This window comes from Burkholderia sp. Tr-20355, from assembly GCF_017104685.1.
Lineage (GTDB): Bacteria > Pseudomonadota > Gammaproteobacteria > Burkholderiales > Burkholderiaceae > Burkholderia > Burkholderia seminalis.
Genome location: NZ_JAAGPK010000078.1, coordinates 1 through 20328 on the forward strand (window position 1 = coordinate 1; position 20328 = coordinate 20328).

Here is a 20328-nt window from a genome sequence, read left to right on the forward strand (position 1 = left end):
ATCACTCCCTCCCCCTCCGCGTGCTACACTGACCTTAACCCGCTTTCCCTACCCACGCTCTTCCGATCTCCCGTATGGGTGGGCCCCGACCGCGTCGCGGCCGCGCGGGCGCTGCGCGCCGCGCACCCGGACGTCGACGTGATCGTCAGCGACGACGGCCTGCAGCACTACCGCCTCGCGCGCACGGTCGAGCTCGTCGTGTTCGACCACCGGCTCGGCGGCAACGGCTTCCTGCTGCCGGCCGGGCCGCTGCGCGAGCCGCTGTCGCGGCACCGCGACGCGACGCTCGTCAACGACCCGTACAGCGGCACGCTGCCGCCGTGGCCCGACACCTACGCGCTCGCGCTGACGCCGGGCGCCGCCTGGCACCTCGACCAGCCGGCACTGCGCCGTCCGCTGTCGCAGTTCGCCAACGAGCGCGTGCTCGCCGCGGCCGGCATCGGCGCGCCGGAACGCTTTTTCGCGACGCTGCGCGCGGCCGGTCTCGCGCCGGCGACGCGCGCGCTGCCCGACCACTACGCGTTCGCCGACAATCCGTTCATCGACGACGCGGTCGATGCAATCCTGATCACCGAGAAGGATGCAGTAAAATTGGGCGCTTCCTGGCGCGATGCCCGACTGTGGGTCGTCCCCGTCGAAGCCGCGCTCGACCCTCGCCTCATTGCCCTCGTTGTGGAGAAACTCCGTGGACGCTCGCCTGCTTGAAATCATTGTGTGCCCTATCTGCAAAGGCCCGCTCCACTACGACCGCGCCGCGCAGGAGCTGATCTGCAATGCGGACAAGCTCGCCTACCCGATCCGCGACGGCATCCCCGTGATGCTCGTCGACGAAGCGCGCCAGACCGTCGAAGGCACGCCGGTCGATCCGGCCGGCCGCTAAGCCGCCTGCGGCGCCCCGGCCGGGGCGCCAAACCCTGCCGGCCGCCCGGTTCCGGACGCGCCGCCGGCCCCGTTCTTCTCACCGCTCACCCCGATGACTCACCCGCAACCCTTCATCGCCGTCATTCCCGCCCGGCTCGCGTCGACGCGCCTGCCGAACAAGCCGCTCGCCGATCTCGGCGGCAAGCCGATGGTCGTGCGTGTCGCCGAGCGCGCGCGCGAGGCGGGCGCACGGCAGGTGCTCGTCGCCTCCGACGCGCAGAGCGTGCTCGACGCGGCGCGCGACCACGGCTTCGAAGCGGTGCTCACGCGTGCCGACCATCCGTCCGGCACCGACCGGCTCGCGGAAGTCGCGGCGGCCTTCGGGTGGAGCGACGACACAGTCGTCGTCAACGTGCAGGGCGACGAGCCGCTGATCGACCCCGTGCTGGTGCGCGACGTAGCGTCGCACCTGGCCGCGCATCCGGCCTGCGCGATCGCGACCGCCGCCCACCCGATCCACGACGCGGCCGACGTGTTCAACCCGAACGTCGTGAAGGTCGCGCTCGACGCGCAAAGCGTCGCGCTGTACTTCTCGCGCGCGCCGATTCCGTGGAGCCGCGACGCGTACCAGCCGCACTGGCCGGACGTCGCGGCCATGCCTGCGCCGGCTTTCCCGGTCTATCGGCACATCGGCCTCTATGCCTATCGCGCACGTTTCCTGCGCACTTATCCGTCGCTCGCGCAGGCGCCGATCGAACAGGCCGAGCAGCTCGAACAGCTGCGCGCGCTGTGGCACGGCGAGCGCATCGCGGTGCGGATCACCGAGTCCGCGCCCGAAGCCGGGATCGATACGCCGGCCGATCTCGCGCGCGTGCAGGCCCTTTTTCGGCCGGGTTCAAAATAACCCGTGGCATAATCAGGCGATTGTGCGAGCCGTCCGCGACCAGCGCGTTCTCGCTTGACCCCGCCCGCGGCCTTGCCGGCAGCCGCGCGTCGCCCAAGTCGACGCGCCGCATCAGACCGGCCCGCCGCGCGCCAGGCAAGCCCCGCGCCCGCCGTCGCCGACACCTTTGAGGCTCGCCACACGAATCTACATACTTGGAGATATCACCATGCGTTTGATCCTGTTGGGCGCGCCCGGCGCGGGAAAGGGCACCCAGGCAAACTTCATCAAGGAAAAGTTCGGCATCCCGCAAATCTCGACGGGCGACATGCTGCGCGCGGCCGTGAAGGCCGGCACGCCGCTCGGCGTCGAAGCGAAGGGCTACATGGACGCCGGCAAGCTCGTGCCGGACGCGCTGATCATCGGCCTCGTCAAGGAGCGCCTGAAGGAATCCGACTGCGCGAACGGCTATCTGTTCGACGGTTTCCCGCGCACGATCGCGCAGGCTGACGCAATGAAGGAAGCCGGCGTCGCGATCGACTACGTGCTCGAGATCGACGTCCCGTTCTCGGAAATCATCGAGCGCATGAGCGGCCGCCGCACGCACCCGGCATCGGGCCGCACGTACCACGTCAAGTTCAACCCGCCGAAGGTCGAGGGCCACGACGACGTGACGGGCGAACCGCTGATCCAGCGCGACGACGACAAGGAAGAAACCGTCAAGAAGCGTCTCGAAGTGTACGAAGCGCAAACCAAGCCGCTGATCACGTATTACGGCGACTGGGCACGGCGCGGCGAGGAAAACGGCCTGAAGGCACCGCAGTATCGCAAGATCTCGGGTCTCGGCGCCGTCGAGGAAATCCGCGAGCGCGCGTTTGACGCGCTGAAGTAAGCCACGCGTCGCGCATCCGCAGAAGCCGCCCTTTCCGGGCGGCTTTTTTTTCGCCTGGCCGGGATTCGAAGGACCATGCTTGTATCGCCTCCGCGCGACGACGCCCCGTACAATCGGCATCGGACGGAATAACCGCTTTGCATGGGACCTCCCTAGGCGCTAAAGCGCCAAGCGCGGTCGACGCTTTGCATGGGACCTCCCTAGGCGCTGAAGCGCCAAGGGCGGTCGACGCTTTGCATGGGACCTCCCTAGGCGCTGAAGCGCCAAGGGCGGTCGACACGGAGACAGTCATGGAAATTCGCGGCAACGTGTTTCTGATCACGGGCGGTGCATCGGGCCTCGGCGCCGGCACCGCGCGAATGCTCGCGCAGGCAGGCGGCACGGTCGTGCTCGCCGACCTGAACGAAGCGGCCGGCACCGCGCTCGCGACCGAACTGGGCGGCATATTCGTACGCTGCGACGTGTCGAGCGAGGCCGACGCACAGGCCGCCGTCGACGCGGCGACACGCGCGGGCACGCTGCGCGGCCTCGTGAACTGCGCGGGCATCGCGCCGGCCGCGAAAACCGTCGGCAAGGACGGCGCTCATCCGCTCGACGTGTTCGCGAAAACGATCAACGTGAACCTCGTCGGCACGTTCAACATGATCCGGCTCGCGGCCGCCGCGATGGCCGCGACCGCGCCGACCGCGGAAGGCGAGCGCGGCGTGATCGTCAGCACCGCGTCGGTCGCCGCCTTCGACGGACAAATCGGCCAGGCCGCGTACGCGGCATCCAAGGCCGGTGTCGCCGGCATGACGCTGCCGATCGCGCGCGACCTGTCGCGCAGCGGCATTCGCGTGATGACGATCGCGCCCGGCCTGTTCGAGACGCCGATGCTGCTCGGCATGCCGCAGGACGTGCAGGACGCGCTCGGCGCAATGGTGCCGTTCCCGCCGCGGCTCGGCAAACCGGCCGAATACGCGATGCTGGTCCGCCAGATCGTCGAGAATCCGATGCTCAACGGCGAAGTGATCCGCCTCGACGGCGCGATCCGGATGCAGCCGAAGTAAGCGCACAAGAAAAACGCCCGCGATGCGGGCGTTCTTGCTCGTTCCTGCAACGGTGCGACGGCGGCTCAGTCCTCGCCGTCGCGTTGCATCCGCTGCCGCAATTCGGTGACCTGCGATTCGACGACGGTCGCGTCGTCCGCCTCGGGCCGCTCGCCCAGATACTGCTCGAGATCCTCGAGCGCGGGGCGCAGGTAGTCGAGCCGCGCATACGCGAAGCCGCGGTCGCGCACCTCGTCGAGCTGCTCGGGCAACAGGATCACGAGCCGCTGCTGCACCGCGAGCAGCCGCTGCCAGCGTTCCGTCTGCAGATAGATCGTTTTCAGGTTGCGCAGCATCCGCGCGATGATCTCGCGGCTCGTCGCCGGTTGCAGCAGCGCGCGCAACGCGCTGTCGACCGCGCCGGCCGCGCGCGCGACGTACGGCTCGAGCATCTCGACCATCTCGGCCTCGGACAGCGAATGGCCGTTGGTCGGATCGATGATCAGGTCGCCGTCCGGCAGCGTGACGCGCAGCAGGAAATGGCCGGGGAACGACACGCCGCGCGCCGGCACGCCGATCTGCTCGGCGAGCTCCAGGTACAGCACCGACAGCGAGATCGGAATCCCGCGCCGCCGCTTCAGCACGGCGTTCAGGTGGCTGTTATCGGGGTCGTAGTAATCGTTGTGATTGCAGGCGAAGCCGAGTTCGCGGAAGAAGAAATCGTTCAGCGCGGCGACGCGGCCCTTCAGGTCCGCATCGTCGGCGAGCCGCCGGCGCAATCGCGCCGCCAGCATGTCGAGTTCGGCCAGCGTGCCCTGCAGGTCGAGGTCGGGATACGCGTCCTGCGCCAGCGACAGCGCGGTTTCCGTGACGGGCAGACTGTCGTCGTCCGCCACGAGCGTGCTGAAGTAGTCGAGGACGCGGGTCATTGCGGTCGTCACTTTGCGCGCCTTCTGAAGTAAGCGTATTTGAAGCCCATCACCCACAACATACCGAAATATAGTGCAGCGAACAGCACGAGGCACGCCGCCATCAGCGCAATGCGCTCGAGCGGCTGCGTGCGCATCCCGGTCCAGTCGAAGCTGATCGCGCACCAGTGCATCAGGCCCGCGAGCACGAGCGCCGCGCCGACGAGCTGCATGAAGAAGCGCAGCCAGCCCGGCGAAGGCTGGTAGATGCCGCGCTTGCGCAGCCCGAAGAACAGCAGCAGCGAGTTCAGGCACGCGCCGACGCCGATGCTCAGCGTGAGGCCCGCGTGGCCGATCAGCGGCACGAACACGTAGTTCGAGAGCTGCGTGACGATCAGCACGCCGATCGCGATCTTCACGGGCGTCTTGATGTCCTGCTTCGCATAGAAGCCCGGCGCGAGGATCTTGATCAGGATGATGCCGACAAGGCCGATCCCGTAGGTCGCGAGCGCGCGCGAGACCATCGTGACGGTATGCGCGTCGAACTTGCCGTAGTTGAACAGCGTCGCGGTGAGCGGCGTCGCGAAGAAGAACAGCGCGAGTGCGCTCGGCGCCGCGAGCAGGAACGTGACGCGCAGCCCCCAGTCCAGCAGCGCGGAATATTCGTGCGAATCGGCGTCGACGTGCGCCTTCGACAGGCTCGGCAGCAGGATCGTGCCGAGCGCGACACCCAGCAGCGCCGTCGGGAATTCCATCAGGCGGTCGGCGTAGTTGATCCACGACACGGCGCCCTGCCCGAGCCGCGACGCGATATTGGTGTTGATGATCAGCGACAGTTGCGCGACCGACACCGCGAACGTCGCGGGCACCATTTTCGCGAGCACGCGCTTCACGCCCGGGTGACGCAGCGCGCGCAGCGGGTTCAGGCCGATCAGCGGCACCATGTCGATCTTCTTCAGCCCCGGCAGCTGCACGAGGAACTGCAGCACGCCGCCGACGATGACGGCCCACGCGAGCGCGTAGACCGGCACCTTCAGGTGCGGCGCGACGAACACGGCCGCGGCAATGAACGCGACGTTGAGCAGCACCGGCGCGAACGCGGGCAGCGAGAAGCTCTTGTACGTGTTGAGCACGCCGGACGCGAGCGTCGTCAGCGAGATGAACACGATGTACGGGAACATGATCTGCGTCATCGTGACCGCGAGCGGAAACGCCTGGCCGTCGGTGTGCAGGCCGGACGCGACCGCGAACACGACCCACGACGCGCCGGCGATCCCGACGACCGACAGCACGGCAAGCGCCCACGCGAGCACGGTGGACATCGCGTCGACGAGCGCCTTCGTCGCATCGTGCCCCTGCTGGTTCTTGAACTCGGCGAGGATCGGCACGAACGCCTGCGAGAACGCGCCTTCGGCGGACAGGCGGCGCAGCAGGTTCGGAATGCGGAAGGCGACGTAGAACGCGTCGGTGTATTGACTGGCGCCGAACGCACGGGCGATCAGCGTCTCGCGGGCCAGTCCGGTCACGCGCGACAGCAGCGTGAAGCCGCTGACCGTCAGCAGGGCTCGGAATAGATTCATGGGGCGCTTATTATACGGACGTTGCGCGACCCGGCCAGCGGCCGACGCCGAAAAGCGCAGCGGCAGCCGGCGCCTCGTCCCGCGGGTATCACTTCGAACTTGCCACTCGCTTGATTTTGTTGCTATAATCGCCGGTTTCTGGGCTCGTACATGCGCGGCAACTGCCGTTTTCATGTCCCTGCCTCGGTTAAAATCACCGTTTTTTTATGCGCCCCTGGGCAATCGTTCTCAGGGGACGGATCGAAAAGCAGCGCTTGGCCGTCAGGCTCCAAGCTCTGGAAACAGGACAGGATAAGGAACCGTCATGGCTAACTCCGCACAAGCACGCAAGCGCGCCCGCCAGGCCGCGAAGGCAAACTCGCACAACTCGGCGCTGCGCTCGAAATTCCGTACCGCGATCAAGTCGGTTCGCAAGGCTGTTGAAGCCGGCGACCAAGCAAAGGCTGCCGAGCTGTTCAAGGCTGCCGTGAAGACGATCGACACGATCGCCGACAAGAAGATCGTTCACAAGAACAAGGCCGCTCGCAGCAAGAGCCGCCTCGCCGCAGCCGTCAAGGGTCTGCAGGCAGCAGCGTAAATCCGGTGCGCCCGCTCGCGCGGGCGTTCCTGTTTCCTGCGATCGCAAAAAAGCCCGCCTAGGCGGGCTTTTTTGTTGCCTGTCGCCCGCGCATCACGCGGGGCGGCGGGTCTTGCCGCGGCCGGCGCATCCTGCGCCCTCGCCTGCCGGCATCACTTCTTCGTGTTGTAGTCCGGCAGCTCGCACGCCTCGGTGACGACGAGGTTGTTGTCCTTCGCGAAATTCAGCACGAAATCGAAAGCCATCGGTTCGATGTCGCGCAACCGCGAATCGAGAATCACGCACTTCAGGTCGCCGAGCATCGTCGGGCGCACGTACAGCGAATACTTGAGACGCGCATTCGGCCCACTCGCCCCCGGCCCGAAGCAGGCCATCACACCGGCCAGACGTTCCGACCAGTCGCTCGGGCGAAACTTTTTCCCGTCTTTCGTGATGCCCTGGATGAAGAATTCGGTCGGAGGGGTTTCAGCCATGTGGTTACCCAAGTGACGGCCCGGCGATGTCCAGGCAACAGCGCCTGGATACGCGAACACAAAGCTGGAACGGACGGCGGCACAAGCGTTCCGATATCCCGAAAACGGGACGCCGGTGCGCGCCGCCGGCGGACTGCACCGGATTTGTGCAGCGCACGGCTTGTGTCCGGCAGAGCGCGAAAAGCCTTGCCTGCCGGGCTGGAGAAAACTTTCGGATTATACCGCAGCGCGCCATCGAGCGTCGTCCCGACCGCCCCCTTCCCGCGCTGTCCGCCGCCCGCCTCGATCGTGCCCCGCTTCGCTCCGCGGCTCGTCAAAGCACAGAAAATCCTTTATGCTGCTTTGAGTTATCCACACCCGACGGCGGCGCCGTCCGGCCTCGCTGCCGGGTGAAACCCGCCGTATTTCGCTTCATGACCGCCAAAACCATTCGTCACTACCTGCAGTTCAAGGATTTCTCGCTGGAAGATTACGAGTACGTGCTCGAGCGCACGGGTATCCTGAAGCGCAAGTTCAAGAACTACGAGACCTACCACCCGCTGCACGACCGCACGCTCGCGATGATCTTCGAGAAGAGCTCGACGCGCACGCGCCTGTCGTTCGAGGCCGGGATCTTCCAGCTCGGCGGCCACGCCGTCTTCATGAGCACGCGCGACACGCAGCTCGGCCGCGGCGAACCGGTCGAGGATTCCGCGCAGGTCATCTCGCGGATGGTCGACATCATCATGATCCGCACGTTCGAGCAGGAGGTCATCAAGCGCTTCGCGGACAACTCCCGCGTGCCGGTGATCAACGGCCTGACGAACGAGTACCACCCGTGCCAGGTGCTCGCCGACATCTTCACGTACTACGAGCACCGTGGTCCGATCGCCGGCAAGACCGTCGCGTGGGTCGGCGACGCGAACAACATGCTCTACACGTGGATCGAGGCAGCGCAGATCCTCGGCTTCAAGCTGCGCCTGTCCACGCCGCCCGGCTATGCGCTCGACATGAAGCTCGTGTCGCCCGACAGCGCGCCGTTCTACGAGGTGTTCGACGATCCGAACGAAGCGTGCAAGGGCGCCGACCTCGTCACCACCGACGTGTGGACGAGCATGGGCTTCGAGGCCGAGAACGAGGCCCGCAAGCAGGCGTTCGCCGACTGGTGCGTCGACGAGGAAATGATGGGCCATGCGAACCCGGACGCCCTCTTCATGCACTGCCTGCCCGCGCACCGCGGCGAGGAAGTGACGGCCGGCGTGATCGACGGCCCGCAGAGCGTCGTGTGGGACGAGGCGGAAAACCGGCTGCACGTGCAGAAGGCGCTGATGGAGTTCCTGCTGCTCGGCCGCCTCAAGCACTGATACCGATCCGCCGGAACGCACCCGCATGAAAAAGCGCCGATCGTCGATCGGCGCTTTTTGTTTGGGCGTGCGGGAAACGGCGCGAAGCCCGCGTTACAGGCAGACCGGCTCGGCCTCCAGCTCGACACCGAATTGCGCACGCACGTCGGCCTGGATCGCCTGCGCCAGCGCGAGCACGTCCGCGCCCGTCGCACCGCCGCGATTGACGAGCACGAGCGCCTGGCGGTCGTGCACGGCCGCCGCACCGAGCGCGCGGCCCTTCCAGCCGCAGCGGTCGATCAGCCAGCCGGCCGCGAGCTTCACGTGCCCGTCCGGCTGCGGATACGACACGACCTCGGGTGCGCGGGCGCGCAGCGCCTCGAACTGCGCGGCGCCGATCACCGGATTCTTGAAGAAACTGCCCGCATTGCCGAGCACGAGCGGATCGGGCAGCTTCGCGCGGCGGATCGCGACGACCGCGTCGAACACGTCGCGCGGCGTCGCCGCATCGGGCGCGATGCCGCGTGCGTCGAGCTCGCGCGTGACGTCCGCGTAGCCGAGCCGCGGCGCCCATTGCTTCGGCAGCCGGAACGTCACGGACACGATCGCGAACCGGCCGCGCCCGTCCCGCTTGAAGAAGCTGTCGCGGTAGCCGAACGCGCAGCGCGCGGCGTCGAAGCGCTCGCGGCGCCCCGTCGCCAGCTCGACCGCGACCAGCGAGTCGAAATACGCCTTCATTTCGAGGCCGTACGCGCCGATGTTCTGGATCGGCGCGGCGCCGACGGTGCCGGGAATCAGCGCGAGGTTCTCGAGACCCGGCATCCCGTGCTCGAGCGTCCACGCGACGAACCCGTGCCAGCTCTCGCCGCCGCCGGCCTCGACGTACCACGCGTCGTCGTCCTCGCGCACGACACGGCGGCCGGCGATCTCGTCGAGCAGCACGATGCCGTCGAAATCGCGCGTGAACACGACGTTGCTACCGCCGCCGAGCACGAGCCGCGGCAGGTGCGCGACGCGCGCGTCGCGGTGCAGCGCCTCGAACTGCGCCGCATGCGTGATGCGTGCGGCGAAGCGCGCGTTCGCGGCGATGCCGAACGTGTTGTGGGCAGCGAGCGGATGGTCGGGGAGCAGCGACAGGGCGGAATCGTCAGGAGGCATCGGCATTCGCGGTCACGTCGCCCCGGGCCGGCAGACGGCCGGCCTTGGGCAAACGGAGGGGCATCGGTAAAATGGCAAACAGTCCGCAATTATAGCGAGTGCCCGCGCGCGAGCCGGGTGCCCGCACCTCAAGGGAGAATGCCATGCCATCGTTCGACGTCGTTTCCGAAGCGAACATGATCGAAGTGAAGAACGCCATCGAGCAGGCGAACAAGGAAATTTCGACGCGCTTCGACTTCAAGGGCTCCGACGCGCGCGTCGAGCAGAAGGAACGCGAGCTCACGCTGTTCGCCGATGACGATTTCAAGCTCGGCCAGGTCAAGGACGTGCTGATCGGCAAGCTGGCCAAGCGCAACGTCGACGTGCGCTTCCTCGACTACGGCAAGGTCGAGAAGATCGGCGGCGACAAGGTCAAGCAGATCGTCACCGTGAAGAAAGGTGTGACCGGCGATCTCGCGAAGAAGATCGTGCGCCTCGTGAAGGACAGCAAGATCAAGGTGCAGGCAAGCATCCAGGGCGACGCGGTGCGCGTGGCCGGCACGAAGCGCGACGACCTGCAGAGCGTGATCGCGATGCTGCGCAAGGACGTGACCGACACGCCGCTCGACTTCAACAACTTCCGCGACTGATCGCTGGCCGATCCGTCACGTCATCCTGCCGGGCCCCGCGCACGCGGCGCGCCCGGCCCGCGGCAGCCGCCGCGCTTTCTCAGGCTTGCCCGCCGTCCTGCGCGCCGCCGTCCGCGGCCGCCTTCTTCTTGTCGCCGATCCGGCTCTCCTGCCCCGCGAGCAGCTTCGCAATGTTGCCGCGGTGACGCCACACAAGCAGCACGCTCATCGCGAGCACGGCCCATGCGACCGGGTTGTGACCCGTGCCGAACAGGAACACGTCGAACACCGGCGCGAACACGGCCGCCACCAGCGCCGCGAGCGACGAATAGCGGAAGAAGAACGCGACGATCAGCCAGGTCAGCGCGGTCGCGAGCCCGAGCACCGGGTGCACGGCGAGCAGCACGCCCGCCGCGGTCGCGACGCCCTTGCCGCCCTGGAAGCGGAAGAACACCGGATACAGATGGCCGAGGAACACGGCGATCGCGACCCATGCGATCGCGACATCGGGCAGGCCCAGGCGCCGCGCGAGCCAGACGGCAATCCAGCCCTTGAACGCGTCGCCGACGAGCGTCAGGATCGCGGCCTTCTTGTTGCCGCTGCGCAGCACGTTGGTCGCGCCGGGATTCTTCGACCCGTACGAGCGCGGGTCGGCCAGGCCCATCGCGGCGCTGACGACGACGGCGAACGACACCGAACCGATCAGGTAGGCAACGAGGGCGGCGAGCAGGATCTGCATGCGGAGGACTCTTCTTTCAACGTATCGGTAAAGGGACGGCCGTGCGCGGCAAGCCGGCGAGCCGAAACGGCGCCCATTCTACCGAACGGGCGCGGGGTGCCACGAAGGTGAAACCCTCAGTCGACGCTCGCGCACTGCACGGGCCGTGCGCCGAGCAGCGACACGAGCACCGCCGGCGCAAGGCTGACGAGGTAGCCGCGGCGGCCGCCGTTCAGGTAGATCGTCGGCAACTCGAGGATCGACGCCTCGACGTAGACGGGCATCGTCTTGCGCGTGCCGAACGGCGACGTACCGCCGACGAGATAACCCGAATGGCGGTTCGCGACCTCCGGCTTGCACGGCTCGACGCGCTTCGCGCCGATCTGCCGCGCGAGGTTCTTCGTCGACACGGTGCGGTCGCCGTGCATCAGCACGATCAGCGGCTTCGCGTGCTCGTCTTCCATCACGAGCGTCTTCACGACGCAGTGCTCGTCCGCGCCGAGCTGGCGCGCCGATTCGCCGGTGCCGCCATGCTCGACGTAGTCGTACGGATGCTCGCCGAACGCAACGCCATGACGGCGCAACAGCTGGGTCGCCGGGGTTTCGGACACGTGTCTGGATTTGCTCATGGCGGCATTTTAATGGCGAACGACCAGCAGGCGGGCGGCGATGTGCGCGGCCGACGGTATACTCGCCGCCCGTTTTCCGCCGGGCGGCCGCCTGCGCCGCCGCCATTGCGCCCGTCATCATTGCGGACATCGCGAAGGGCTATTGCCCGATTGGCCGATTGTGGCGCGCGCGCCGTCATGGCACGATCGTTCGCAAACATCGTCAAGCCGCCGCCCGGCCCCTTTTCTGGAGACGCCATGCCCTCGCCCATCCGTTCATCCGAGTCGCTCGACGTCGACGCGCTGCTCGCCGCGCTGCCGCGCCGCATCGCCGACGTGCCCGCGCGCTGGGCCGCGCAGGCGCCCGCGCACCCGGCGCTGATCGAGGATGCGCGCCGACTGTCGTACAGCGAGCTGGCGCAAGCCGTCGATGCGGCGGCCGCGCGACTCGCGAGCCTCGGCGTGCAAGGCGGCGACCGCGTGATGATCGTCGCGGAAAACTGCGTCGCGCAGATCGTGCTGCTGTTCGCGGTCGCCCGCCTCGACGCATGGGCGCTCGTGTCGAACGCGCGGCTGTCGGCCGGCGAACTCGACGCGATCGCCGCGCATGCGCGCCCGAAGCTGGTCGCGTTCACGACCGACGCATCGCCCGACGCGCGCGCGCATGCCGCGCGGCTCGGCGCGACGCCCGCCGGCGCGCTGCCGGTCGACATCGGCGCGTGGTCGTATCGCGTCGACGCAGGCGCGCCCGCCGAACCGGTCGCCGCCGACAGCGCCGCGCAATGCGCGGCGCTGATCTATACGACCGGCACGACCGGCACGCCGAAGGGCGTGATGCTGTCGCACCGCAACCTGCTGTTCATCGCGGCTACATCGAGCGCGCTGCGCCGCGTGTCGCCCGACGACGTCGTCTACACGGTGCTGCCCGTATCGCACGTGTACGGGCTCGCGTCGGTCTGCCTCGGCAGCCTTTACGCCGGCGCGACGCTGCGGCTCGCGCCGCGCTTCTCGCCGGAAGCCGTGCGCGTCGCGCTCGCCGACGAAGGCGTCACGATCTTCCAGGGCGTGCCCGCGATGCACGCGAAGCTCCTCGAACATCTGCACACGCATGGCCACGCGTGGCACGCGCCGCGCCTGCGCTTCGCGTATTCGGGCGGCTCGCCGCTCGACGCGAACCTGAAGGCGCGCGTCGAGCGCCAGTACGGCGTGCCGCTCCACAACGGCTACGGGATGACCGAAAGCAGCCCGACGATCACGCAGACGCCGCTCGACGCGCCGCGCGCCGACGGTTCGGTCGGCGTGCCGATTCCGGGCGTCGAGCTGCGGATCGTCGCGCCGGACGGCACCGACGTGCCGCCGGGCGACGTCGGCGAGATTCGCGTGCGCGGGCCGAACGTGATGCTCGGCTACTACCGCAACGCGGACGCGACGCGGGCGGCCGTGTCGCCGGACGGCTGGCTGAGCACCGGCGATCTCGCGCGGCAGGGGGCCGACGGCGCGGTGACGATCGCGGGCCGCAGCAAGGAGCTGATCATCCGGTCGGGTTTCAACGTGTATCCGGTCGAGGTCGAGCAGGTGCTGAACGCCCATCCGGACGTCGTGCAGGCGGCCGTGATCGGCCGCGCGGTCGAAGGCAACGAGGAAGTGCTGGCGTTCGTCGAGCTGGTGCCGGGCACGAGTGCGGACGAAGCGGTGCTGCACGCGTGGTGCGCGGAGCGGCTCACGCCTTACAAGCGCCCGGCCCGCATCCGCGTGCTCGACGCGCTGCCGGCCGCGTCGACCGGCAAGGTGCTGAAACACAAGCTGCGCGACCTGGCCTGACGCCGGCCGGCGCGCCTGGCGGCACGCACCGCGCGCTAGCCGCGCGGGTGGTGCTGCGCGTGCAGCGTCTTCAGCCGCTCTCGCGCGACGTGCGTGTAGATCTGCGTGGTCGAGATGTCGCTGTGGCCGAGCAGCATCTGCACGACGCGCAGGTCGGCGCCGTGGTTCAGCAGGTGCGTCGCGAACGCGTGCCGCAGCGTGTGCGGCGACAGGTGCGCGCGCACGTCGGCCTGCCGCGCGTGACGCTTGATGATGTTCCAGAACTGCTGGCGCGTCATCCCGTCGCCGCGCGCGGTCACGAACAGCGCATCGGCCGCGCGCGCGCCGAGCAGCGCCGGCCGCGCGTCGCGCAGGTAACGCTCGATCCAGCCGTGCGCCACCTCGCCGAACGGCACGAGCCGCTCCTTCGAACCCTTGCCCATCACGCGCACGACGCCTTCGTTCAGGCCGACCTCGACCGTCTTCAGCGTCACGAGCTCGCTCACGCGCAGCCCGCTCGCGTACATCAGTTCCAGCATCGTGCGATCGCGCAGGCCGAGCGGCGTGCCGGTGTCGGGGGCGCCGAGCAGCGCCTCGACCTGCGCCTCGGACAACGTCGACGGAAACCGCGCCGCCTGTTTCGCGGACGTGATCCGCAGCGTCGGGTCGGCGCTCGCGCGATGCTCGCGCACGGCCCACCCGTAATAGCGACGGAACACCGACAGCCGCCGGTTCGACGACGTCGCCTTGCCGTCGCTGCGCGCGGCGATGTAGCCCGTCACCATCGCCTCGTCGGCCATGTCGAGCGGTGCGTCGTGCGTCTCGGCCAGCCATTGTGAAAACAGCACCAGATCGCGCCGGTAGGCGTCGAGCGTATTGCGCGCCAGCCCGTGCTCGAGCCACAGCGCATCGCAGAACACGTCGATCGACGCGCGGCTCGCGAGCAGCGCGGGCGAGGCCGCGGCGACCTCGCCGTCGGCGTCGGAAGTCATCAGGGGTTCGCTCATCAGTACGGCACGCCTTCGTGCGCCAGCAGCCAGCGCTTCACTTTCTGGTAATAACCGTTGTCGTCGTGGTTCGCGAAGCCGCCGAGGCCGCCCGCCGCGACGACGCGATGGCACGGGATCACGAGCGGGAAGTAGTTCGCGCCGCACGCCTGGCCGACCGCGCGCGGCGCACTGCCGATCCGCTTCGCGACCTGGCCGTAGGTCAGCACCGTGCCGGGCGGGATATCGCTGATCACGTCCCACACGCGGTGCTGGAACGCGCTGCCGACTTCGGCGAGCGGCAGGTCGAAGCGCGCCGACGCACGCTCGAAATAACGTTCGATCTGCTTGACCGCACGCTTCGCGAGCGGCGAATCCGGATCGACCGACTTCACCGATTCGGGCAGATAGACGATCTCGCGCACCACCGCGGCGTCCGTGCGGATGCCGACCTTGCCGAACGGCGCGTCGATGACTGCGTTGAACATTGCCCTCTCCTGGCCGATGAATGCGCGCGTCGCTGCCGCGCGCCGACGACACTTTACGCTGCCTTCACGCGGCACGCAGCGCCCATTCGACATGCTCGCGCACGACCGGCGACGGATCGTCGGCCCGCGCGCGCAACGCGGCGACGATCGCGTCGCGCGCCGGCGGCGCGAGCCGGTCCGCGCCCGCGCGCAGCGCATTGCCGAGCCCGACCGCGAGATTGCGCAGCCAGCTTTCATAACCGATGCGCCGGATCGCACTGCCCTGCATCCGCGTATCGAACGTGTCCGCATCCCACGCGAACAGCTCGACGAGCGTCGCGCGGTCGAGACCGTGCCGCACGTCGAAATCGGCGACGGGCGCGGCCTGCGCGAACTTGTTCCACGGGCAGACGAGCTGGCAGTCGTCGCAGCCGTACACGCGATTGCCGATCATCGGCCGCAGCGCTTCCGGGATGCTGCCTTTCAGTTCGATCGTCAGGTACGAGATGCAGCGGCGCGCATCGACGCGATACGGCTCGACGATCGCGCCGGTCGGGCATGCGTCGATGCAGCGCGTACAGCTGCCGCAGTGCGCGCCGGGCGTCTCGGGCGCGGCGTCGGGCGCCGTGTGCGCGTCGGTCGGCAGCGGCAGGTCGACGTAGATCTCGCCGAGGAAGAACAGCGAACCGGCATCGCGCTGCAGCAGCAGCGTGTGCTTGCCGCGCCAGCCGACGCCGGCCTTCTGCGCGAGTTCGACCTCGAGCACCGGCGCCGAATCGGTGAACACGCGGTAGCCGAACGCGCCGATCTCGTGCTCGATGCGCTCCGCGAGCGTCTGCAGCCGGTTGCGCAGCACCTTGTGATAATCGCGGCCGCGTGCATAGATCGACACGACGGCCGCCTGCGGATCGTCGAGCCGGGCGCGCTCGCGGGCGCGCCAGTCGTGCGGCACGAGCGCGCCGGGCGCGCCGCCGCGCGCATCGCCGGCGAGCGTTTCGGCCGGCAAATAGGCGAGCCGCACGGAAATCACGCGTCGCGTACCGGCCACAAGTTCGGCCGGGCGCGCGCGTTTCATCCCATGTTTCGCCATATAATCCATTTCGCCGTGGTATCCGGCTTCCAGCCAGGCGGCGAGGCCTGCTTCGGCATCCGAGAGATCGGTATCGCTGATGCCGATCGCCCCGAAACCCAATTCGCGCCCCCACGCCCTGATGCGCGCGGCGAGCGCAGTCAACGCCGCATCGTCGAGCGCGCACGGCGCCGCGCCTTCGGCACGAGTCGAAGGCCTGTCGGATGCGGCGAGTTCCGGTAATCGGTTCATCGCACTATTTTACGAGAATGCCAGCCACGTCCCATACGCCTCACGCCACCACGCTGCCCGCCCCGCTCGCGGAGCGCGTGATCGCACTCGCCGACGAAGCGGCGACCGAGGCATTCGGCACCCGCTTCGCGCACGCGCTCGACGCGGCGCGCATCGCGCTCGATCGCGCGCATGCGTTCGACGGGCTCCAGATCCAGCTGGTCGGCGATCTCGGCGCGGGCAAGACGACCCTCGTGCGCGCGATCCTGCGCGGCCTCGGCCATCAGGGCCGCGTGCGCAGCCCGACCTACACGCTCGTCGAGCCGTACGCGCTCGAACGCAGCGACGGGGAACTCGAGGTCTATCACTTCGATCTGTATCGATTCAACGATCCGGCCGAATGGTCCGACGCAGGCTTTCGCGAATATTTCAATTCGAGCGCGATCTGCCTCGTCGAATGGCCGCAACAGGCGGGCGCCCTGCTCGGCGTGCCCGATCTGGTTTTCTCGCTCGACGTGGATGGCGACGGCCGCGCCCTCACCGTCCGGGCGTACAGCGCTTCAGGAAAGGCATGTCTCGAAAGATGTTGATCAAACCGTTCCGCTCGATCGAATCGGCGGCCACCGCGACGCACAACTGGCGGCGCCGCCAGATCCTGCGCGCGGGTGCGTCGACGCTGGTGCTCGGTCTCGTCGCGCCGCGGCTCGCGCACGCATCGTCGGTGCTCGGCGTGCGCGTGTGGCCCGCGCGCGATTACACGCGCGTCACGATCGAATCCGACCAGCCGCTGCAGAATAGCCAACAGCTGCTGCAGGGTCCCGACCGTCTCGTCGTCGACCTGACCGGCCTCGATCTCGACCAGGCGCTGCGCGACCTCGTGTCGAAGATCGCGCCGAACGACCCGCAGATCCAGTCGGTGCGGGTCGGCCAGTATCAGCCGCACGTCGTGCGGATGGTGTTCGACCTGAAGGGCTCGGTGAAGCCGCAGGTGTTCACGCTGCCGCCCGTCGGCACCTACAAGTACCGGCTCGTGTTCGACCTGTATCCGGCCGTCGCGCCCGATCCGCTGTCCGACCTGATCGCGCAGACGGAACGCAAGGAGCAGGCGCTCAACGACACGACGCGCGCGCAGCAGATGCAACCGCCGACCACGCTGTCCGGCCCCGGCACGCCGCCCTCCACGGGCGACAACAGCGACGCGTTCTTCCAGCGTTTCGCGCAGAACACGCCGGCCGCGCCGCACACGCCGCCGGCCGCCGGCACGCCTTCGGCACCGCCGAAGCCGGCCGTCAAGCCGCCGCCCGTCATCGCGCGCCGCGACGACAGCGACGACGACGGCGACACCTACAAGTTCACCGCGCCGAAATCCGGCAAGGGCGGCACGGTACGCCTGCTGACGGTCGCGATCGATCCGGGCCACGGCGGCGAGGATCCGGGCGCGATCGGCGGCGCCGGCACGTACGAGAAGCACATCGCGCTCGATATCGCGAAGAAGCTGCGCGCGAAGATCGACGGCGCGCCGAACATGCGCGCGATGATGACGCGCGACGCCGACTTCTTCGTACCGCTGAACGTGCGCGTGCAGAAGGCGCGCCGCGTCGGCGCCGACCTGTTCGTGTCGATTCACGCGGACGCGTTCACGACGCCGTCCGCGCGCGGCTCGTCGGTGTTCGCGCTGTCCGACCACGGCGCGACGAGCGCCGCGGCGCGCTGGATGGCGAACAAGGAGAACTCGTCGGACCTGATCGGCGGCATCAACATCAAGACGGCGGACGCGGCCGTGAACCGCGCGCTGTTCGACATGTCGACGACCGCGCAAATCCGCGACTCGCTGCGCTACGGCAACTACGTGCTGAAGGAAGTCGGCGGCATCAACAAGCTGCACAAGGGCTCGGTCGAGCAGGCCGGGTTCGCGGTGCTAAAGGCGCCCGACATTCCGTCGATCCTCGTCGAGACCGCGTTCATCAGCAACCCCGACGAAGAACGCCGGCTCAACGACGACAGCTATCGCGACGAGATGGCCGACGCGATCTTCCGCGGCATCAAGCGTTACTTCGCCGCGAATCCGCCGCTCGCGAAGAACCGGATGGCCTGACGGCTGCCCCTTCCCTGCCGCCGGCACGCGTGGCGTGCCGGCGCGTCACGACGCCGCGAAGCGGCGCAGCACTTTCCCGCCGAACACGTTCACGGCGAGCCCGCCCATCACGAGCACGGTGCCGATCAGCTGCGTGCGCGTCAGATGTTCGTCGAGCAGCAGCGCCGACGACGCGAGCCCGACGACCGGCACCAGCAGCGAGAACTGCGCGACCTGCGCGGCCGGGTAACGCGACAGCAAGCGGCTCCACAGCCCGTAGCCGAGCAGCGTCGCGACGAACGCGAGATAGACGACCGCGAAGATCGATGCGCGGTCGAGCCCGGCGAGCGCGGTCGCGATGCGCTGCGGCCCCTCGAACCACAGCGACAGCAGGAAGAACGGCACGGGCGGCACGAGGCTCGCCCACACCACGAGCGACACGAGGTTCGCCTTCCCGACCTTCTTCGTGACGATATTGCCGAACGCCCACATCGCGGCCGAGCAGATCGTCAGCAGGAAGCCCGCGAGCGTCATCGCGCGGCCGCCCTGTGCGGCGATCACGACGAGCCCGCCGGCGGCGATCGCGAGCCCGACCAGGTTCTGCACACGGAGCCGCTCGCCGAGAAACAGCATCGCGAACACGAGCGTGAAGAACGCCTGCGACTGCAGCACGAGCGATGCGAGGCCGGCCGGCATGCCGACGTACATGCCGGTGAACAGGAACACGAACTGGCCGAGCTGGATCGTCGCGCCGTACAACACCAGCAGGCGCCACGGAATCCGCGGCCGACGCACGAAGAACACCGCGGGCACGGCCGCCAGCGTGAAGCGCAGCGCACCGAGCAGCATCGGCGGCATCCCGTGCAGGCCGACCTTGATCACGACGAAGTTCACACCCCACGCAAGGATCACGACCAGCGCGAGCAGCAAGTCCTTCGGGGCCATCATCGGCGTCTCCTCGATTCGAATCGTTGTGCAAAGCCCCCGTCCTGTCGCTTCGCGCCAGCCCCCGAGGGGGTCGGGAAAACCTGGGGCGGCCCGGCGTTTTCCCGAGAAGCGCGTCAGTCTACCGGGTTTCGCCGCGCGGCCCGATACCCGCGCGGCGCGCATGGAATCGACGGCGGGCGCCCAGTACAATGACCGGCATCCCCCGCCGCCCCACTGGAGCCGCCATGACCGACTCGATCAAAGCCCTGCTGAAGCCGCACGTGCGCGACATCGGCAACCTGCAGGTGCGCCGCACGCTGCCCGCACTCGCCGCGCGTCTCGTCGGCCCGTTCATCTTCTTCGATCACATGGGGCCGGCCACGCTGCCGGCCGGCACGGGGCTCGACGTGCGCCCGCATCCGCACATCGGGCTCGCGACCGTCACCTACCTGTTCGACGGCGCGATCCTGCACCGCGACAGCCTCGGCTCGCTGCAGGAAATCGTGCCGGGCGACGTGAACTGGATGACGGCCGGCCGAGGGATCGTCCACTCCGAACGCACGCCCGACGCACAGCGCGCCAGCGGCCACACGGTGCACGGCATCCAGACCTGGGTCGCGCTGCCGCAGGCGCACGAGACGACCGAGCCGTCGTTCGAGCACCATGCGGCCGACACGCTGCCCAAGCGCAACGACGACGGCGTGGCGCTGACGGTCATCGCCGGCGACGCATTCGGGCTGCGCTCGCCCGTCACGACGTTCTCGCGCACGCTGTACGTCGCGGCCGAATTCGCGGCCGGCGGCCGGCTCGAACTCGATGCGTCGCACGAGGAGCGCGCGGTCTATGTGGTCGACGGCGAGCTCGCGATCGACGGCACGCCGGTGCCGGCCGAACAGATGGCCGTGCTCGCGCCGGGCGCCACGGTCACGCTGACGAGCGGCAGCGGCGCGCGCGCGATGCTGCTCGGCGGCGACAAGATCGACGGCGAACGCTTCATCGAGTGGAATTTCGTCGCCAGCAGCCGCGACGCGATCGAGCGCGCGAAAGCAGCGTGGACGCGCCAGGAACTGGGCAAGGTGCCGGGCGAGACCGAGTGGATTCCGCTGCCCGAGTCGAAGCCGCGTTGAAAAAGGGGCGCGCCGCCCCCATCCTGACGAT

Annotated in this window: 22 protein-coding genes; 12 read left to right on the forward strand and 10 right to left on the reverse strand. The window is 68.5% G+C overall.

Annotated elements, in window-relative coordinates:
- From lpxK to G3N62_RS20220, 5 genes are all read left to right on the forward strand, one after another.
- A partial coding sequence (gene lpxK / locus G3N62_RS20200) for a tetraacyldisaccharide 4'-kinase (protein WP_241013155.1) occupies positions 1-705 on the forward strand: 705 nt, incomplete at its 5' end.
- Positions 686-880: a Trm112 family protein gene (locus G3N62_RS20205; RefSeq protein WP_006482216.1), complete on the forward strand. Its 195-nt coding sequence runs from the start codon at positions 686-688 to the stop codon at positions 878-880. The genes lpxK and G3N62_RS20205, both read left to right, overlap by 20 nt.
- 93 nt (positions 881-973) lie before the next feature.
- A complete protein-coding gene (kdsB, locus tag G3N62_RS20210) occupies positions 974-1765 on the forward strand; it encodes a 3-deoxy-manno-octulosonate cytidylyltransferase (protein WP_034191140.1) in 792 nt (263 codons plus the stop codon).
- Between the two features lie 208 nt (positions 1766-1973).
- On the forward strand, positions 1974-2636 hold the full coding sequence (adk, locus tag G3N62_RS20215; RefSeq protein ID WP_034191141.1) for an adenylate kinase: 663 nt from the start codon (positions 1974-1976) through the stop codon (positions 2634-2636).
- Between the two features lie 290 nt (positions 2637-2926).
- Complete coding sequence (locus G3N62_RS20220) at positions 2927-3685, forward strand: SDR family NAD(P)-dependent oxidoreductase (protein ID WP_059560268.1); 759 nt, start codon at positions 2927-2929, stop codon at positions 3683-3685.
- A 65-nt stretch (positions 3686-3750) separates the two neighbouring features.
- Here G3N62_RS20220 and G3N62_RS20225 read toward each other — a convergent pair whose 3' ends face one another.
- Entirely contained in the window at positions 3751-4593 is an 843-nt protein-coding gene (locus G3N62_RS20225) for a tetratricopeptide repeat protein (RefSeq protein WP_034190561.1), read from the reverse strand.
- Between the two features lie 8 nt (positions 4594-4601).
- Positions 4602-6152: a murein biosynthesis integral membrane protein MurJ gene (gene murJ / locus G3N62_RS20230; RefSeq protein ID WP_034190559.1), complete on the reverse strand. Its 1551-nt coding sequence runs from the start codon at positions 6150-6152 to the stop codon at positions 4602-4604.
- Positions 6153-6456: 304 nt separating this feature from the next.
- Between murJ and rpsT the strand changes: the two genes are divergently transcribed.
- Positions 6457-6729 carry a 30S ribosomal protein S20 gene (gene rpsT / locus G3N62_RS20235; RefSeq protein ID WP_006482211.1) on the forward strand — a complete coding sequence of 91 codons (273 nt, stop codon included), beginning with the start codon at positions 6457-6459 and terminating at the stop codon, positions 6727-6729.
- A 152-nt stretch (positions 6730-6881) separates the two neighbouring features.
- On the opposite strand, the gene G3N62_RS20240 is transcribed toward rpsT, so the two are convergent.
- Complete coding sequence (locus G3N62_RS20240; protein ID WP_011546046.1) at positions 6882-7202, reverse strand: DUF3579 domain-containing protein; 321 nt, start codon at positions 7200-7202, stop codon at positions 6882-6884.
- A 413-nt stretch (positions 7203-7615) separates the two neighbouring features.
- On the opposite strand from G3N62_RS20240, the gene argF reads away from it, so the two are divergent.
- Complete coding sequence (gene argF / locus G3N62_RS20245) at positions 7616-8545, forward strand: ornithine carbamoyltransferase (protein WP_034190558.1); 930 nt, start codon at positions 7616-7618, stop codon at positions 8543-8545.
- 93 nt (positions 8546-8638) lie between these two features.
- Here argF and murB read toward each other — a convergent pair whose 3' ends face one another.
- Positions 8639-9688 carry a UDP-N-acetylmuramate dehydrogenase gene (murB, locus tag G3N62_RS20250; protein ID WP_124670943.1) on the reverse strand — a complete coding sequence of 350 codons (1050 nt, stop codon included), beginning with the start codon at positions 9686-9688 and terminating at the stop codon, positions 8639-8641.
- Between the two features lie 137 nt (positions 9689-9825).
- Between murB and G3N62_RS20255 the strand changes: the two genes are divergently transcribed.
- A complete protein-coding gene (locus G3N62_RS20255) occupies positions 9826-10311 on the forward strand; it encodes a YajQ family cyclic di-GMP-binding protein (protein WP_124670944.1) in 486 nt (161 codons plus the stop codon).
- Between the two features lie 79 nt (positions 10312-10390).
- Here G3N62_RS20255 and plsY read toward each other — a convergent pair whose 3' ends face one another.
- Entirely contained in the window at positions 10391-11029 is a 639-nt protein-coding gene (gene plsY, locus G3N62_RS20260) for a glycerol-3-phosphate 1-O-acyltransferase PlsY (protein ID WP_034190556.1), read from the reverse strand.
- Between the two features lie 116 nt (positions 11030-11145).
- Complete coding sequence (gene ybaK, locus G3N62_RS20265) at positions 11146-11637, reverse strand: Cys-tRNA(Pro) deacylase (protein WP_034190555.1); 492 nt, start codon at positions 11635-11637, stop codon at positions 11146-11148.
- Positions 11638-11874: 237 nt separating this feature from the next.
- Here ybaK and G3N62_RS20270 point away from each other — a divergent pair, with 237 nt between their 5' ends.
- Positions 11875-13437: an AMP-binding protein gene (locus tag G3N62_RS20270; RefSeq protein ID WP_206141287.1), complete on the forward strand. Its 1563-nt coding sequence runs from the start codon at positions 11875-11877 to the stop codon at positions 13435-13437.
- A gap of 35 nt (positions 13438-13472) precedes the next feature.
- Here G3N62_RS20270 and xerD read toward each other — a convergent pair whose 3' ends face one another.
- The 3 genes from xerD to queG form a co-directional block, all read right to left on the reverse strand.
- On the reverse strand, positions 13473-14423 hold the full coding sequence (xerD, locus tag G3N62_RS20275) for a site-specific tyrosine recombinase XerD (RefSeq protein ID WP_124670946.1): 951 nt from the start codon (positions 14421-14423) through the stop codon (positions 13473-13475).
- Positions 14423-14890 (reverse strand): methylated-DNA--[protein]-cysteine S-methyltransferase, encoded by a 468-nt coding sequence (locus tag G3N62_RS20280; protein ID WP_034190552.1) that lies wholly within the window; start codon positions 14888-14890, stop codon positions 14423-14425. The genes xerD and G3N62_RS20280 overlap by 1 nt, the downstream gene beginning before the upstream one ends.
- Positions 14891-14954: 64 nt before the next feature.
- Positions 14955-16190, reverse strand: a complete 1236-nt coding sequence (queG, locus tag G3N62_RS20285) for a tRNA epoxyqueuosine(34) reductase QueG (protein WP_034190551.1) — start codon at positions 16188-16190, stop codon at positions 14955-14957.
- 17 nt (positions 16191-16207) lie between these two features.
- Between queG and tsaE the strand changes: the two genes are divergently transcribed.
- Positions 16208-16759: a tRNA (adenosine(37)-N6)-threonylcarbamoyltransferase complex ATPase subunit type 1 TsaE gene (gene tsaE / locus G3N62_RS20290; protein ID WP_034190550.1), complete on the forward strand. Its 552-nt coding sequence runs from the start codon at positions 16208-16210 to the stop codon at positions 16757-16759.
- Positions 16741-18264, forward strand: coding sequence for an N-acetylmuramoyl-L-alanine amidase (locus G3N62_RS20295; protein WP_034190549.1), 1524 nt, complete (start codon positions 16741-16743; stop codon positions 18262-18264). Before tsaE ends, G3N62_RS20295 begins: the two co-directional genes overlap by 19 nt.
- Positions 18265-18309: 45 nt before the next feature.
- Here G3N62_RS20295 and G3N62_RS20300 read toward each other — a convergent pair whose 3' ends face one another.
- Entirely contained in the window at positions 18310-19188 is an 879-nt protein-coding gene (locus G3N62_RS20300) for an EamA family transporter (protein WP_175028951.1), read from the reverse strand.
- Between the two features lie 227 nt (positions 19189-19415).
- On the opposite strand from G3N62_RS20300, the gene G3N62_RS20305 reads away from it, so the two are divergent.
- A complete protein-coding gene (locus G3N62_RS20305; protein ID WP_124670947.1) occupies positions 19416-20297 on the forward strand; it encodes a pirin family protein in 882 nt (293 codons plus the stop codon).
- The last annotated feature ends 31 nt before the right edge of the window (positions 20298-20328 follow it).